This is a genomic window from Butyrivibrio sp. INlla16, assembly GCF_900104155.1.
In the GTDB taxonomy this organism is placed as follows: Bacteria; Bacillota; Clostridia; order Lachnospirales; family Lachnospiraceae; genus Butyrivibrio.
This window is the reverse complement of the sequence record NZ_FMYB01000013.1, coordinates 56,572-73,236: the sequence shown is the minus strand read 5'-3', so window position 1 is coordinate 73,236 and position 16,665 is coordinate 56,572. Positions and strand designations below refer to the sequence as shown.

General features: G+C 42.6%; 17 protein-coding genes and 1 tRNA gene. All 18 read right to left on the bottom strand.

What is annotated here, in order from left to right:
• Positions 1–57: 57 nt before the first annotated feature.
• Complete coding sequence (locus tag BLR42_RS08240) at positions 58–1,044, bottom strand: Gfo/Idh/MocA family protein (RefSeq protein ID WP_242879269.1); 987 nt, start codon at positions 1,042–1,044, stop codon at positions 58–60.
• Positions 1,045–1,154: 110 nt separating this feature from the next.
• Positions 1,155–2,627, bottom strand: coding sequence for an SH3 domain-containing protein (locus BLR42_RS08235; protein ID WP_091868172.1), 1,473 nt, complete (start codon positions 2,625–2,627; stop codon positions 1,155–1,157).
• A 30-nt stretch (positions 2,628–2,657) separates the two neighbouring features.
• Positions 2,658–2,729, bottom strand: a tRNA-Arg gene (locus BLR42_RS08230).
• A gap of 30 nt (positions 2,730–2,759) precedes the next feature.
• Complete coding sequence (locus BLR42_RS08225) at positions 2,760–3,692, bottom strand: DUF5688 family protein (RefSeq protein ID WP_091868170.1); 933 nt, start codon at positions 3,690–3,692, stop codon at positions 2,760–2,762.
• A 105-nt stretch (positions 3,693–3,797) separates the two neighbouring features.
• Positions 3,798–4,355: an elongation factor P gene (gene efp, locus BLR42_RS08220; RefSeq protein ID WP_022761669.1), complete on the bottom strand. Its 558-nt coding sequence runs from the start codon at positions 4,353–4,355 to the stop codon at positions 3,798–3,800.
• A gap of 64 nt (positions 4,356–4,419) precedes the next feature.
• On the bottom strand, positions 4,420–4,857 hold the full coding sequence (locus BLR42_RS08215; RefSeq protein ID WP_022761670.1) for a type II 3-dehydroquinate dehydratase: 438 nt from the start codon (positions 4,855–4,857) through the stop codon (positions 4,420–4,422).
• An 11-nt stretch (positions 4,858–4,868) separates the two neighbouring features.
• Entirely contained in the window at positions 4,869–6,257 is a 1,389-nt protein-coding gene (gene aroE / locus BLR42_RS08210; RefSeq protein ID WP_091868168.1) for a shikimate dehydrogenase, read from the bottom strand.
• A 20-nt stretch (positions 6,258–6,277) separates the two neighbouring features.
• On the bottom strand, positions 6,278–6,787 hold the full coding sequence (locus BLR42_RS08205; protein WP_026671277.1) for a YqeG family HAD IIIA-type phosphatase: 510 nt from the start codon (positions 6,785–6,787) through the stop codon (positions 6,278–6,280).
• 73 nt (positions 6,788–6,860) lie between these two features.
• A complete protein-coding gene (locus tag BLR42_RS08200; protein WP_091868165.1) occupies positions 6,861–7,277 on the bottom strand; it encodes a hypothetical protein in 417 nt (138 codons plus the stop codon).
• A gap of 103 nt (positions 7,278–7,380) precedes the next feature.
• Positions 7,381–8,145 carry an ABC transporter ATP-binding protein gene (locus BLR42_RS08195; RefSeq protein WP_026497830.1) on the bottom strand — a complete coding sequence of 255 codons (765 nt, stop codon included), beginning with the start codon at positions 8,143–8,145 and terminating at the stop codon, positions 7,381–7,383.
• A gap of 12 nt (positions 8,146–8,157) precedes the next feature.
• Complete coding sequence (locus tag BLR42_RS08190) at positions 8,158–8,958, bottom strand: ABC transporter ATP-binding protein (protein ID WP_091868162.1); 801 nt, start codon at positions 8,956–8,958, stop codon at positions 8,158–8,160.
• A 21-nt stretch (positions 8,959–8,979) separates the two neighbouring features.
• The gene (locus BLR42_RS08185) at positions 8,980–9,813 is read right to left on the bottom strand and encodes an ABC transporter permease (RefSeq protein WP_091868160.1); all 834 of its coding nucleotides are present in this window, start codon (positions 9,811–9,813) and stop codon (positions 8,980–8,982) included.
• Positions 9,813–10,757: an ABC transporter permease gene (locus BLR42_RS08180; protein WP_091868158.1), complete on the bottom strand. Its 945-nt coding sequence runs from the start codon at positions 10,755–10,757 to the stop codon at positions 9,813–9,815. Before BLR42_RS08180 ends, BLR42_RS08185 begins: the two co-directional genes overlap by 1 nt.
• A 26-nt stretch (positions 10,758–10,783) precedes the next feature.
• The gene (locus BLR42_RS08175) at positions 10,784–12,394 is read right to left on the bottom strand and encodes an ABC transporter substrate-binding protein (RefSeq protein WP_170832686.1); all 1,611 of its coding nucleotides are present in this window, start codon (positions 12,392–12,394) and stop codon (positions 10,784–10,786) included.
• Positions 12,395–12,516: 122 nt separating this feature from the next.
• On the bottom strand, positions 12,517–13,023 hold the full coding sequence (gene nrdR, locus BLR42_RS08170; protein ID WP_022761677.1) for a transcriptional regulator NrdR: 507 nt from the start codon (positions 13,021–13,023) through the stop codon (positions 12,517–12,519).
• A gap of 221 nt (positions 13,024–13,244) precedes the next feature.
• Positions 13,245–14,552, bottom strand: a complete 1,308-nt coding sequence (gene ftsZ, locus BLR42_RS08165) for a cell division protein FtsZ (protein ID WP_242879267.1) — start codon at positions 14,550–14,552, stop codon at positions 13,245–13,247.
• A gap of 78 nt (positions 14,553–14,630) precedes the next feature.
• The gene (locus BLR42_RS08160) at positions 14,631–15,428 is read right to left on the bottom strand and encodes a cell division protein FtsQ/DivIB (RefSeq protein ID WP_022761679.1); all 798 of its coding nucleotides are present in this window, start codon (positions 15,426–15,428) and stop codon (positions 14,631–14,633) included.
• 13 nt (positions 15,429–15,441) lie between these two features.
• A complete protein-coding gene (locus BLR42_RS08155; protein ID WP_330387328.1) occupies positions 15,442–16,656 on the bottom strand; it encodes an FtsW/RodA/SpoVE family cell cycle protein in 1,215 nt (404 codons plus the stop codon).
• Between the last annotated feature and the right edge of the window lie 9 nt (positions 16,657–16,665).

Sequence of the window (16,665 nt, the reverse complement as noted above, 5' to 3'; positions counted from 1 at the left end):
TATTCCACAGAGATTAAAAATCGTCAAGCACTTTATTGCTTTAAACCGATAAAAATATTATTGCGGGAACTTCACACCTGTCTGGTCCCTGATAAAATCCATCATATTCATTATCTTAAGAGTAAGCGCATGAGGCATCTGCGGGCACTCCTTCCAGCCTTCGGAAAGCGCCTTAAACGCTGCCTCAATTTCATATTCATAGCCGGTTATCTGCTTCTCTTTCTTATAATGCGCAATTGTCTCCCCGGCATTGTTATATACAACAATCTCTGAAAAGTTGTTAATATCCTGCACTTCAATATGTCCGTTTGCACCGTATATTATTCCCTTACATGGACCAAAGGATGTTGCCGAGCAGGTAACAACCGCCATCTGCCCGCTGCGATATTTGAGTGACACGGTATCCTGGATATCAACTCCTGTATCACCAAGCACAGCCTGGCTCTGTATATCAGTTATATCTTCCCCCAGAATCATTGAAGCAAAAGTAAGTCCGTATACACCAAGATCAAGAAGAGCTCCTCCTCCGAGTGAAGGATCCTGTATTCTCTGTTTCCATGCTATGTTATAGCTAAGGTCAGCCATTACCATCGAGATTTCCCCGATGACGTTACTTGCAATAACTTCCTTAAGCTTTCCCGCAAGAGGAAGGAATCTTGTCCACATAGCTTCCGTAAGAAGAACATCCTTCTTAGCTGCAAGATCAAATAGCTCCTTAGCCTGCTCTTCATTTAAGGTAAATGCCTTCTCACAAAGAACATTCTTACCGTTCTCAAGAGCCAGCTTGACATTCTCATAATGCGCAGAATGCGGAGTTGCCACATATATCAGATCGATTTTGGGATCCTGACAAAGTTCCTCATACGAACCATAAAAATGCTTAATCTTAAATTCCTTGGCAAAGCTCTCCGCCTTCTCCTTGGTTCTCGATGCTACGGCATAGCATGTAACGCCTCTCATTCCTGAAAGTGTCTTTGCCATAATTCTGGCAATCTCGCCTGTTCCAAGTATTCCGACTTTTTTCTTATCAAATATCATTCCCATTTCCCTCGCCCGGCACTTCGTGCCAACTGCTCCTCATCGGAGGTATTCTTCTGTTTAAAAAACGCGCAGCACTGTCAGTGCTACGCGCCAATGTTAATTATACCATATCCTTATTCTTTTTTAAGGAATTCAGACTTTACATAACCGCTCTTGCCGTTATATTCAACCTTTGCCCAGCCATTCGCATACTGTTCCTTAACATCAACAAAGTCTCCGGCATAGATGGTTGTTACGATATCAGTATCTGTTCCCTGTCCCTTACGGAGCTTAACAGCCTCTGATACCTGCATCTTACCCTTATCATAGACGCTGACTGATGCGCTTTCTGTCTGCTCTTCCTGCTTCTCTTCCTTCTTTTCCTCGGTCTTTTCTTCTGTCTGTTCTTCCTTTTTTTCCTCAGTCTGAGTCTCTGTATTCTCTTCGGTCTGAGTATCTGCAGCTGCCTGATTCTCAGTTACTTCCTCGAAGTACTCAGTCTTAACATAAGCTGTTCCGCCATTATATTCAATCTTACTCCAGCCATTAGCAAGTGCTTCAAGCTGTGTGAACTCCTGTCCCTTTTCTGTTTTGCCAATCTTATCGGCTGTCTCGGAATCAGAGCTTCGGATATTGATTACATCTGTTGCCTTGATTTTCTTAACCACCTGCTGCTGTTCCTCAGCTGGCTGCTCCTGCTCAGCCGGGGCAGCTTCAGCTCCTTCGGTAGCTTCTCCGGCCTCAGCACCTTCAGCATTTTCGCCTTCAGGATTCTCTGCTACAGCTTCAGCCCCCTCAGGATTCTCCTGATTTGCAGCTTCAAGCATTGATGTGTCTCCGGACTCAATAGCTGCAAGCGCCTCTCCTACAGATACCTGAATGTTGGCACTCATATCGGAAAGGAAAGTAGCAAGTGCCTCATTGGAAGCAATAATCTTATTGTAATCATCAGCAACAGTATTGTTGAGATCAACAACATCAGCCTGAAGAGAAATGTTGCTGATATACTCTGTAACCTTATCATCAACTACATCACCATTGATGTAGAGCTTACCGTTCTCATCGGTACAGACAAACATTGTCTGCATACCGGGAAGTGCTGTGTCATAGCCGTCAAATAAAACCTCAGTATACACGTAAGCAACATAGCTTCCGTCAACAGGGCCGGGTTTGGTATAAACATCTACGGTAGGAATTCCGGTGATATACTTAGATACCTCCTTGAGTCTCAGCTCCTCTGTGGATTCAAGTCCTGTATAAACCGACTTGATAGTCTCCATATCTCCTGCTGCATAAGCGTTAAAGTATGTGCTCATCAGAGCATTAACATCCTCATGAGCATTCTTCTCAAGATCTACCTCCGGAACAATATAGCTTCCGTTCTCATCGATTGTAACCTGCGCGTCCTCTGCCTCTGTCGGCACAATTCTGTTATTGGCCTCAAGTGCAATAACAATCGTAATAATTACTGCAACTACCAATACCAGCGGCATTACAAGCTTCTTATTATCAGAGATAAATTCCCAGAAATTACGCTTATCCATAGCAGCGAAAGGATTCTCCGGCTTACTACTCTTTTTGTTAAAATTCATACCTTTAAAATTCATAAAACTCTATATCCTTTCTGTGACAAAAGATGCACCCGACAGGAATCGAACCTGCATTAAAGGCGTCGGAGGCCTCCGTTCTATCCATTAGACTACGGGTGCAAAATTGTTACAGATTTATTACGTACCCGACTATAATACCATAGTATCTCTGACCTGTTCAACCTTTTTTATATTATTTTCGTGCGTCCTGTCGTAGTAATAGAGGCTGTCCGACAGCACATCTTCCGGCGAAACGCATGTTGCGTTTACAGTTTTTATCATATCTTCAAGTGTTCCGGGCTCATCCAGTGATAATAGTTCCTTAACAAAGATTACCTCGTGTACTGATGAAGGAAGAATATAAAAATTCGATCCAAAGTGCTCAGCCACTTCTTTAAGAAGCTCCGGATAAAGAATTACCGATGCTCCGTTTGTTAATTTTTCATTACTTGCTACCAGTAAGCCTTCAAAATAAGAGTCATACCCGAACACATCACCTGGACAATAACTCTGCCCTCCCTGCTTTTCCAAATAATCATATATAGGTACAATCTCAGCTGGATATAATCTTGGGGTGTTATCCAAAGCAGCCTCAAAGAGATTCTCTTCCGTAGCATCCCAGATTTTCATAATCTCGTTATTTACAGCAACGCTTCCCTCAATCCCCATTGCAGAGAGCGAAACAAAATAGGTTATTGCAAGATCCTCCATGAGCCTGTGCGGAATTCCCTTAAGCTTTTCCTCATTTCTCTTCGAACTGACAAGTCTGAAACAAATCTTGTCACAAACAAGGTCGAAGTCCGAAAAGAATGAAAAATCCACCTCTTCACCCACAAGATGCTGGTCAATCACTCTTATTATATCATTAAAAACGCTACCAAAAGATTTTCCCTTCAGGAACTCCTCATAAAAATCATCAAGATATACTGTAGGTCCGCAGTTCCCACCAACAAGAGTTACACAAATTCCCATTTTCTTTAGTCCGTTATTTTTGTCCACCTCATGCATGGAAACCTTTCCTTTTCCCTCATAATACTCTGCTGCCTTGTCTCTTACCTCATTAAAAAAATTGTTTTTATTCATTATTTCTCCTTTTTTACCTAAACACTCAAAAAGGCAATGAAAGATATCATTTTTCTTTCATTGCCTTACAAGTCTATAAATACAATTTTTTCAGATGAACGGTAATTATACTCTGGAGAGGTATTCTCCTGATCTTGTGTCGATCTTGATTACATCGCCTTCGTTAACGAAAAGCGGAACCTGAACAACAGCACCTGTTTCAACAGTAGCAGGCTTTGTAGCACCTGTAGCTGTATCACCCTTGAAGCCGGGCTCTGTCTCAGTAATAGCGAGTTCTACGAAAAGCGGAGGCTCAATAGCAAATACGTTGCCGTTATATGAGTTAACCTGAACGGTCTCATTCTCCTTAACATATTTCATTGAATCGCCTACCTGATCCTTTGTAAGAGAGATCTGCTCATAGGATTCGTTATCCATGAAGTTGAAAAGATCACCATCAGCATAAAGATACTGCATATCCTTACGATCGATACGTGCTGCAGGGAACTTCTCTGTAGGACGGAAAGTTGTCTCCTTAACACCGCCATTGATAATATCCTTAAGCTTTGTTCTTACAAATGCTGCGCCCTTTCCGGGTTTTACATGCTGGAATTCTATAATCTGACATACATTGCCATCGATCTCGATGGTCATACCGTTTCTGAAATCACTTGCAGAAATCATAAAAATCCTCCTAATTAATACAAATCAAACAACTAGATTATATTATACTAATGTTATATTTTTTTCAACAACTTTTTTTCATACAGTAATCAATTGCCTCCAGATATCCCTGAAGTCCATGTCCGTATATCTGTTTATCGCAGGCGGGTGCGGTGACGGAATTCGCCCTGAAGTCCTCTCTCTCCTTTATATTGGAGATGTGCACTTCCACCTTGATGATATTTTCAAGGCTTTTTAGAGCATCATGTATGGCGTAACTGTAGTGAGTATACGCTCCGGGGTTTATGACAATTCCCTCTGTGCCGTCAAAATATGCTTCCTGCAGCTTATCGATAATCGCTCCTTCGTGATTCGACTGCCATACTTCAACGTCCGCTCCGCATGAAGATGCCTTATCCTCTATCATTTTAACAAGATAATCGTAATCCTCATTGCCGTATACCGCTTTCTCTCTTATGCCAAGAAAATTAAGATTGGGTCCGTTTATAACTAGTAGCTTCATTTTCGTAATCCTCAAATCAGTCTCTCTATTATCTCATTTGCAACCTGCAAAGCATCTATCGCATCCGTATCAATCTCGATGTCACTTGCATCCTCATAAACCGCTCTTCTCTCATTCTGCAGGTCTTTTATTTTCTGTAAAACATCATCGGACTTAAGAAGTGGTCTGGTTCTGTCATCCTTGATCCTGTCATAGACAGTCTCTGGTTTTGCTTTTAGAAAAATGACCTTACCTATCTTTTTAAGGAACTCTCTGTTTACTTCTTTAAGCGGAAGTCCGCCTCCAACCGAAAGAATAAAACGCTTTTTTTCGCTTTCGAGGAGCTGCTTTATATACTCTGTCTCCATATCCCTGAAAGCACCTTCACCCTGATGCTCAAAAATCGAACTGATCGTGGTTCTCTGCTGATGTTCAATCTCTGAATCGGAATCAAGCAGCTCATATCCAAGCATTGTTGACAGCATCTTGGCGACTGTGCTTTTTCCGCTTCCCATAAAACCGGTGAGCACAATATTCTGCCCATCCATAAGCTCCCCGAGAAGTCTCCCGTATACTGTCTCACTCTGGTTTCGTGTGATCTTTATGCCGTCCCACTTTTCATAGGCGTCTATTCCCTGATACAAAAGCATCCTAAGTCCAGATATGCTCTTTGCTCCCGCCTTCTTACAATTCTGCAAAAACTGTGTATTAAGCGGTCTGTAAACGGCATCAAATCCGGTGCTCAGCTTTTCATAGAAAGAAGGATCCTCTATTACCGCCTTATCCGATTCAGGAAAAAGTCCAACCTGAGTCATCTGCATGCAAATGTACTTTTTGTCCGAAGGAAGCTCATTATATGCCGAAAGTTCCATCGGAATTGCAATATCTTTTCCGGCGTATTCATTGACATCAGCGCACAGATCGGCTGCCCTCTCAAAGGTTCTGTTTAGAATATAAACCTCAGCTGCTCCTTCATTTACACACATAAATGCCGCCGGTCTTGCAACTCCTCCGGCTCCCAGAATAATAACAGACTGCCCCGAAAGGCTTACATTTTCTTCCTTCAAAGATCTAAGAAGCCCTGTATAGTCCGTGTTATATCCCCTAAAACCGGTGTTATCCTCAGTTCTGACAAGAGTATTTACAGCACCTATTTTCTCTGCAACAGGATCAATCTCCTTAAGAAAAGGAATAACTGCACTCTTATGCGGAATCGTAACATTTAGCCCCAGCACATCAAGCGCCAATGCCCCCTTTACTGCCGCCTCAACATTTTCACCCCTTACCTCAAAGGGCACGTATACCATATCCGTATCCGTAAGCTCGTTCAATGTATTATGAATAGCTGGCGACAACGTATGATGAACGGGATTACCTATAAGTCCGCAGACTCTGGTGGTACCCTTTATGTCTTTTCCCATATCAGCCTCCAAGTGGTACTCTATTTTTCCATGCGCTTTACATGCTTTTTGTAAAAGAAGAGAACGATTGCTTCAAACCACCTTTTAATAACGATCTGAATCTCTTCCTTCTTATCTATCTGCTTTACAAGAATCGTGTGCATTCCCGCTCTGTTTGCTCCCCAGACATCAGTAAAAATCTGATCACCCACAAACAAAGTATTATCCGGACCGGTTCCCATCTTCTCCATGGCCTTAAAATAGCCTGAAAGGAAGGGCTTGTTTGCCTTGTATATATATCCCGATTCCACAGCATCTGCAAAAGGGCTTACTCTGGGCTCTTTATTATTTGATAGCAGCATTGTCTGATATCCCAGCTCATGAAGCTTATCAAAAAGCTCTACAGCGCGCTCATCAGCCGGCGCTCCGTGCGGAACAAGGGTATTATCTATATCGAAAATAACCCCTCTGTAGCCCTCATCATATAATCTGTCAAATGGAATTAAATAGGTTGATTCCGAGATCTCGCTCGGATAAAGTAAGTGTCTCATAGAGAAAACTATAACATAAAAAAAGGACAGGAAAAACACTTTCCTATCCCTTAATTTTCATTAAATTATCAAATCACTTGCGAACGACAAGTCCGTCCTCATCATTCATCACTACACTGCTGTCACCGGCAGTTTCTTTTCTTCTTACAGCTCCGCTTCCCACAAAATACTGATATTCATGAAGTATTGAATCCTTCTGCATATCCGAAACGGCCTTGCGCATAACGCTCGACTGAATTCCTCCGAGATTGGAAAGTCCCACAAGTGAACTGTCTCTATTCCCCAAAGACACTCTGACATCACTTATATTTGAGTTTCTGCGGGGAGTTTTTACAACTTCCTCAGAAACAGACTTTTCAGTATTATCGCTTTCCTTAACATTGCTCTGGGGTGCAGACTCCGGTCTTACCTGCGAACTCTTATCCGGTGAAGCGATGGCGTCCTGATATATTTCGCGTATATATGAGTTATCAAGCCCATCAATCCTCATACGCCCCTCCTTTCTTCATACATCGTTATAATACACGAACTTGTGGCGTTTTTCAATCATTTCACATCATCTTGTATTATATCGGCATATAGGGGCGAAAACTTTATACCTTGGGCTGTCTTATTCCGGCAGCCTCCAAAAGCTGCATGGTATAAGGGCTCTTGGGATCTTTATAAACAGCTCTGGGAACACCGTATTCCTCTATGATTCCCTCATGCATAACAGCCACATGGTCACATATCTGATATATAACGCGCAGATCATGAGATATAAAAAGAATAGTAATTCCCATATCCTGATGAAGTTTCTGTAACAGTTCCAGAATCTGAGCCTGAATCGTAACATCAAGAGCCGATACAGGTTCATCCGCAATCAAAACCTTTGGCGATTTCATAAGAGCAACGCCTATGCTGACTCTCTGCCTCTGCCCTCCGGATAGCTGCGACGGATATCTGTCCATCATATTCTCCTGAAGGCCTATTGCACGCATGATCTCCTTTGCCCGCTTTTGTCTCTCCTCTTTAGTCCAATTCCTTGTTTTATCAGCCCTTAAGGGCTCTTCCAAAAGCCATCCGATTTTCTTTGTGGGATTAAGGGATGAATACGGATCCTGGAAAACCATCTGCGCATCATTGTATTTCTGAATAAGCTCTCCTTCGATATCCTTATTCATTCCAACCAGGGCCTTAGCAAGGGTGGATTTACCGCATCCTGACTCCCCGGCAATTCCGAGAATCTCTCCTTCATATATATCAAGAGAAACTCCTTTTAAAACCTGCCTTCTATGGTCCCTGCTAAGCGGATTCTTTTTATGATCTTTGTAGTAAACCTTCAGATCCTTGATCTGAATTACCTTTTCCTGTTCCATAGGACATTCCTTTTACGATAGATCTATCTGCGGAATCGCAGCTATAAGCTTTCTTGTGTAGAGCATCTGAGGTCTTCTGAAAACATTCTCCACATCACCAGTCTCTACTATGTTCCCCTTTTGCATAACTATAACTCTTTTGCAAAGCTGTCTGATGAGTGATAGATCGTGGGAGATAAAAATGATTGCGGTTCCTTTTTCTCTGTTCATTTTCCTAAGGAGTTCCACGATCTGAGCCTGGATTGTGACATCCAGCGCCGTCGTCGGCTCATCCGCAATCAATATCCTGGGCTCACCTATCATAGCTGCAGCTATCATAACTCTCTGGCGCATTCCGCCCGACAGCTCATGCGGATACATATTGTAAACACGCTCCGGCTCCCGAAGTCCTACTGCCTCCATCATCTCGATGGCGCGGCGTTTTCTTTCCTTTTTATCTATTTCGCGATGGTGGATCCTAAGTGATTCCTCCACCTGCCAGCCAATCTTCTTCACCGGATTAAGAGAAGTCATCGGTTCCTGAAAAATCATTGATATCTCATCACCCTGATATGATCTCAGCTTTTGTCTGTCACAGGTCAAAAGATCGGCGCCGTCGAACATGATTCTTCCCTGTTTCGTGAGGGCGTGTCTTTTCAAAAGTCCTGCAATTGCGAGGGCGCTCATGCTTTTCCCGGATCCGGATTCCCCGACGATTCCGACAATCTCGCCCTCTTCAAGCATAAGGTCAAAGTCCTCGACAACCGTCTCTGGCTTGTCATGATCATGAAATTCTATATGAAGATCAGTAACATCAAGTATTACATTTCCCATAAACTGCTTTCCTTATAAAAATCATTGAATTCTCTTTATACCTTCACCAAGGAACGAAAATCCCAAAACCATAAGCACAATCACAAGGCCTATGCTTATTACATAGCTGGGTCTGCTAAACAGATACCCTTGTGCATCCGAGAGCATTTTCCCGAGACTTGCATAGGGCGGCTGCGCACCTATTCCAAGGAAACTGAGTCCCGCCTCCGCAAGAACAGCATTGTTAAAGCCGATCATCACTGATGAAAGCAATACTCCTACCGTGTTTGGTAGTATGTGCACAAATATTATTCTGATATTCGAAACACCCTGGAGCCTTGCAACTTCCACATAATCCATGTTTCTGCATCTTAGGAATTCACCTCGCACTATGCGGGCAAAGCTTGGTACAAATGATATTCCGAGAGCTACGGCAACCTGATAGGTTCCGGTTCCGAAAAGGCTCACAAAAACCAGCGAAAGCAAAATACTGGGAAACGCCAGCATTGCATCAATAATTCTCATTGTCACCTCACCAAACATTCCTCCGAAATATCCGGCAAGAGCGCCGATAACTGTCCCCACTCCCGCGCCGATCAAAATGGTGAACGTCGCAATTATAAGAGTAATCCTGCTTCCGTATAGAACTCTGCTGAACACATCTCTTCCCATGTTATCAGTGCCCATGATGTGCTTAAGAGATATACCCTGAAGCTTTGCCGAAGCATCCATCTTAGTCGGGCTATAGGGAGTATAGAATACTCCCACTATAACCATAAGGAGTATTATTCCCGTAAGTATTGTTCCAAGGAGAAGAAAAGTATTTCTCTGCCCTGTGGCTTTATTCTTTTTGAAAAGTGAAAGAAATTTCTTCATTACTCCTCCACCTCGATTCTGGGATTGATAATTCTGTAAATGATATCAACCAACAGGTTTATCACAAGGACCATGATTGCTATTCCCATGATGATTGCCTCTACCACGGGATAATCCCTGTTGTTGATTGAGCTTAAAAGTATGCGGCTTATTCCGGGGATTCCGAAAACCTGCTCAATTACAATACTTCCGGCAACCATATCGGCGAGAGCCATTCCCATAAATGTAACTACAGGAATCATGGCATTTTTCAAGACGTGACGATACAGAACGCCGTTTGTGGTATTTCCCCTACTGTAGGCCGTTCTTGTGTAATCCTTCCCGGCCTCATCAATGACAGAACCTCTAAGAAGCTTCGTCGCCATTGCTGCCTTGGGAAGTGCTATGGCAAAAGCCGGCAAAATCAGGTATTTAAGAAATCCCTGAACATCCTTTGTATATGAAACAAAACCTCCCGGCATGAATATTTTCAGAATCACACCAAAAAAGAAGGTCAATAATATTCCTGAGAAAAACGGCGGTACCGCCATAATTATCTGATTAATAACAGAAATCACATGATCAATTATTCCATTCTCGTACTTTGCAGTGTAAATGCCGAGCGGAATCGATATGATGACCATGATCACAAAAGACATAATAGCAAGTGTAAGCGTAATCGGGATTTTTTCTGCAAGCATTCCCGCTACGGGAATCTTATAATCATAGGAGGTTCCCATATCCCCCTGTAAAAATGCTATAAACCAGCGAAAATATCTGACAAGAATGGGATCGTTAAGTCCCATTTTTGCTCTGTACTGCGCTATCAGTTCAGGTGTAGCCTCTGTTCCGAACATTCTTGTTACCGGATCTCCCGGTATAAGACTAAATGCAAAGAACACGCACAAAGATACAACGAATAAAGTCAGCACCATGCTCAAAACTTTTTTCAATACGTATCTCATATGCGTGTTCCTCTTTTTTCAATATTTTATTTAGCAGGTTTTATCTTTGAAAAATCCTGTGCGTAAAGCGGATAGAAAGTATAACCTGTAAACTTCTTATTTAATACTACAAACTCGGGAAGATCCTGAATGTATACATTTGCTGCGGTTTCAGAAAGAATCTTCTCACATTCCTTGTAGTTCTTGGTCTTCTCGGCATCATCAGTTGCATTCACAGCTGCATCAAATGCTGCATCGTAGGACGCATCATTGTAGTTGATGAAGTTGTTGTGCGCATCAGATCTGAATCTGCTAAGAAGTGCGTAAGCTGTAAGTGTTGAAGCATCAACACCGATAACAGTTGACTGGAAGTTGCGGTTTGTATATACATCATCAAGCCATGTATTCCACTCAACTTCCTGAATGGTAGCGTTAACTCCGATAGCCTTAAACTCCTCAACAAGCACCTGTGCTGTGTCTACGTGCTGAGTATAGTTTGAGGGAACGGTTATTGTAAAGTCGAAACCATTCGAATATCCTGCCTCTGCAAGCAGCTGCTTAGCCTTATCAATATCCTGGTTATAGGTCTCACTAAGGCTTGCATCAAAATACTTGCCGAAGGAAGGAAACATACTACTTCCGATCTCGGTTCCCTTTCCGTCTGATACAAAGTCCATGATTTCCTGCGGGCTTATAGCATAGCAGAGAGCCTGACGAACCTGTTCGTTGTTGAAGGGCTCCTCGGCATTGTTTAGATACAGTGCCTGAACAAGGTTCATGGTTCCTTCATATACATCAAACTTATCGGAAAGCTGTGACATCTGTGCAGATGTTACTCTTGCAAACATATCAATGGAGCCGCCTTCAAGATCCATAACGATTGAATCAGCATTAGCCTCAACCTTAAGTGTTATGTCCTTGATGTATGCGGGTTCGCCCCAATATTCATCAAATTTGGTAAGTATTACGTTCTCCTGAGGTGAACGTGAAACAAACTTATAAGGGCCTGTTCCCACAGGATTACCTTCGGGATCCTCATTGGAAGCGGGAATAATAGCTACTGTCATATATGCCAGAAACTCTGTATTTGCTTCCTTAAGTGTCATTACTACTGTGGAATCATCCGCAATCTCAACACTATCAATATTAGAAAATGCCGATATCAACGGATCTGTTCCATCGGTACCGGCATTACGCTCGATTGAATATTTAACATCCTCCGCCGTAACCGTAGAACCGTCATGGAACTTAACGCCTTCTCTAAGTGTGAAGGTATAAGTTTTTCCATCCTCAGAAATTGTGTACTCGCTGGCTATGGCAGGCTGCAGATTACCATCCTGGTCAGGCTTCACAAGTCCTTCGTAAACATTGAACAGTACTTCTCTGGTTCCCGCCGCCTGTGCGATGTGCGGGTCCATACTGTCAATATCCTGTGGAATACCAATGGTAATCTTTGAAAGATCATCTGAACTTGCAGTGTTGTCAGCTGTCTCCGCTTTACCGTCCTTTCCTGAACTGGTATTCTCGGTAGCATTGGTCGCATCTGCCGTAGATTCCTCTGCCTTTTTACCTGAGCATCCGCTCATAGTAAGAGTCAGTGTCGTTAACACAACTAAAAGTGTGGAAAGTCCTCTCCTTCCAATACCTTTTTTCATCATGTTACAATCCTTCTTTCTTTATTTAGTTTTCGCACCAAAACAATTTGATTATCAAGTCTTGATGCACCATAAACTATACGGAAAGACGTAGCAGATGTCAACAACCAAGGTCAGATGACAGTTTATTTCAGCAAGGGTGTGTTCTTATCTGTAGAATCGGTTATAACACCCTCTTCTTCCTTCTCCAGTACTATCTTAAGCTCATCCATGAAGGTATTTACATCCTTAAACTCACGGTAAACAGACGCAAATCTTACATAAGCTACAGGATCGAGATTCTTCATCTTATCCATGCAAAGTTCACCGATAATACGGCTGGGGATTTCCTTTTGCTCAAGATTGAAAACCTCAGTCTCTACAGCATCGACAATCTGTGTAATCTGCTGAGCACTTACCGGTCTCTTGTGACATGCTCTCAGCACGCCTGCTTCGATCTTTGCACGATTGTAGGGTTCACGGTTATTATCCTTCTTGATAACAATAAGAGGGATAGTCTCAACCTTCTCATAGGTCGTAAACCTCTTCCCGCAAGAATCGCAGACACGTCTGCGTCTGATGGATGTATTCTCATCCGCAGGTCTTGAATCAATTACACGAGTGTTGTCTTTACCGCAAAAAGGACACTTCATAATGATAACCTTTCTGTGCTTTACCGCACATAAAAAATTATAGATTTGTAACTTTTGATTCTTTTACAAGATTTAGGGTCTAAAAAGAATACCCACACAAGTTATTGTAACATTGTGAAACGGAATTATCTACAAAAAAATGCATTATCTCGCTCAAACTATAAAAAAAAGCAAAATAAAACAGTCACCCGATTATTCAGGTGACTGTTTGAAAGTCATTATTACTTTTTCTGTAAGAAATCCGGTATCTTAAGACTCTTAGCTTCTACAGAGCTTCTAACTTCAGGAGTACGATTAAGTCCTGATGAAGGTCTCTGAGTAGGCTGAGGAGTAACCGGCTTCTGTGTCGGTATTGTCTGAGTTGAACGCGCTGTCAGTGTATCAATCATGGGCTCGGGAGTAACCGGAACAGGCTGTACCTGCGGCTGAACCTGAACCTGAGGCTGTACCCGAACCTGGGGCTGAGGCTGTGCCTGAGCCTGCTGTGATGCAGCAGCTGCAGCCTGTGCTGCCTGAGCGGCTGCGGCTTTCTCAGCGTTACGATTAAGAGCTCTCTGCAATGCAGCAGCATTATTTGCTCTGTCATCAATACCTGTAGCAATAACAGTAATATTGCAGGTGTCTGCCATTGATTCGTCATACATAGCACCGAATATGATATTAACATCATCTCCTGCAAGATTTCTGATATAGTCTGATGCAGTTGAAGCATCCATAAGTGTGATATCACCGGATACATTGATGATAACATTGGAAGCTCCGTCAATCTTAGTCTCAAGAAGAGGAGACTCAACCGCCATCTTAACTGCGTCTGCAGCCTTATCATCGCCCTTACCGGAACCGATACCGATGTGTGCGATTCCCTTGTCCTTCATAACTGTCTGAACGTCAGCGAAGTCAAGGTTGATAACAGCGGGTACGTTGATCAGATCTGTGATTCCCTGAACTGCCTGCTGAAGAACTTCATCAGCCTTCTTCAGTGCATCGGGCATTGTTGTACGTCTGTCAACAATCTGAAGTAACTTATCGTTAGGAATAACGATAAGAGTATCTACGTTGTTCTTAATTGTGTTAATGCCGGCAAGTGCGTTCTGCATACGTACGCGAGCCTCAAAAGCGAAAGGCTTGGTAACTACACCGACAGTAAGAATACCCATATCCTTTGCAAGCTTAGCTACAACAGGAGCTGCACCTGTACCGGTACCGCCACCCATTCCGCAAGTAACGAAAACCATGTCAGCACCCTTAAGAGCTGCGGAAATCTCTTCCTGGCTCTCCTCAGCAGCTTTCTGACCGATTTCCGGCTTTGCTCCCGCACCAAGACCCTTGGTGAGCTTCTCACCGATCTGAAGCAGCTTGGGAGCTTTGCAAAGCTGCAAAGCCTGCTTATCTGTATTAATTCCAATGAATTCTACACCGGAAATATTTTCCTCTACCATTCTATTTACAGCGTTATTTCCTGCGCCACCAACCCCAACAACAATGATCTTGGCACCGGATTCAGCCTCATTTGACTTTAGTTCAAGCAAGATAGTGCTCCTCCTTCATAACCTAAAACTCCTACAAAGCATTTTATAATTATTTTATATAATTTACAACCTAGAATTTTAATTTTTCTGTTCAAATGTAATGTTCTGAGTATTTGAATCATATTCTGACATTTCCAGGATGCCACTTTTTCCTTGGAGTTCCGGCAAAATGTATTGTAATTGTATCACTTTTTCATCTATGTTGTCATTAGTTCCGAGACTAACTTCCACTTCATCAAAATAAATATAAAGATGAAAATCGCTGTCAAAAAATATTTTATCGGCCTTCAGGTCATATTTATTTAATAATTGAGTGATATCAAGAACCTCTTTAAAAACGTTTTCATTCTCAACAGGCAGCTTTTCATGAAGAACAATATAATCAAAACTGAGCCCCAGCACAAGCGGAACATCGTCCGAGGGCTGCTCAGAGGTCTCCACCACTATTCCGTCCCTGTCGAAGAATATATATCTGTCGAGGTACTTCACATATCCCGCGATTGCCTTCTCATAAACATTGATCCTTATCGTGTCAGGGGAGAGTATCTCCACGTCCATCTTTTCGATAAAAGGAACTCCGGTTATCTCCTTGTCCCTGTATTTGAGCGATAAGTACATGGAATTTCTGTCGAGTTTGTCTGTCATGACCATGTTCATGATCTCTTCATCGGTATAATGCACATTACCGTCAACATAGACATTTGTGATGGTGTAATTATGCGCAAAATACGAAAGGGCCGAAATTGCCGCAATCAGAACGATAAGTATTATCGCTCCAATTATAAAAAGGCTCTTATGCAGAAAAAACAGCTCCCCAAAGCTCATTCGAGGAGCATGTGTTCTTCTTCTTTTTACTCGTCTTCTCTTTCTTGCCATTTACATAAAGTCCTTAAACGTCTATATGTCTTGCAACATTAAACACGATTCCAATCTCTGTAAGCAGGAAAAGCACAGCGGTTCCACCGTAGCTGATAAAAGGAAGTGTGATTCCCGTATTGGGGATGGTATTGGTTACAACGGCTATATTCAGAATAACCTGGATAGAAATATGAGCCATAACTCCGATAACCAGAAGAGCTCCGTACATATCCGGTGCATTCTGGGCAATAACCATCATTCTGTATATCAGAATAACAAACATGAGCATAACTGCTATCGCACCGACAATTCCCAGCTCCTCACAAATGATTGAAAAAATCATGTCGTTCTGAGCCTCGGGAATAAATCCGAGTTTCTGCATACTCTCTCCCAGACCTTTTCCAAAAAGGCCGCCTGAGCCAATTGCATAAAGGGACTGAAGTGTCTGATAACCCTTATCGTTTACATATGCTTCAGGATCAAGCCATGCAAGAATACGGACAAATCGGAAATTCATACTGCTGTTAAAGCCTGCTTTTTTAACAAAGAAAACCACGCCGGCAGCTGCTCCGACCACCGATCCGGATATGGCAATAAAGCGCCTGTAGCCCGGAGTTGATATAAAGAGCATTGCAAAAGCGATACAGAAAATAATAATTGCGGAACTTAAGTTACTCGTAACCTTCCATACCAGGAAGCATACCGGAAGAGGCACAGACAGTACTATCCAGAATGCCTTAGGGTTGGTTATGTTCCTGCGAAGCTTACTGATAAATGTTGCCAGCGCGATAATCATCGCCAGCTTTGCAGCCTCTGCGGGCTGAACAGATACTCCGCCTATCTTAATCCATCTGGATGCCTTGTTAATTGTCATTCCCAAAGGTGTTTTAACCAGAAGGACAAGAACTATCGATAATACATAAGCTATAGATGCAAATTTTTTATATATCTGATAGGGAATTCTCGACACCACTATCATTACACCAACTCCCAAAACAGTCGGTATAAGCTGGTGCTTCAGGTAATATGCCGAATCGCCTTTTTTCAAAGTTGCTTCATATGAGCTGGTAGAATATAGCATAACAAGGCCGAACACCAGCAAAAAGAGCACAACAAATACCATGCTGTAGTCAACATAGACTTCTTTTTTAACTTTTTTCTTAGATACGGGTCCATCCATACCGCGAGTGGCAAACGCGCCAGACCTTGCTGTTCTTGTAGCTCCTGCCATTCTTGCAGCCTCCATACAAAATCC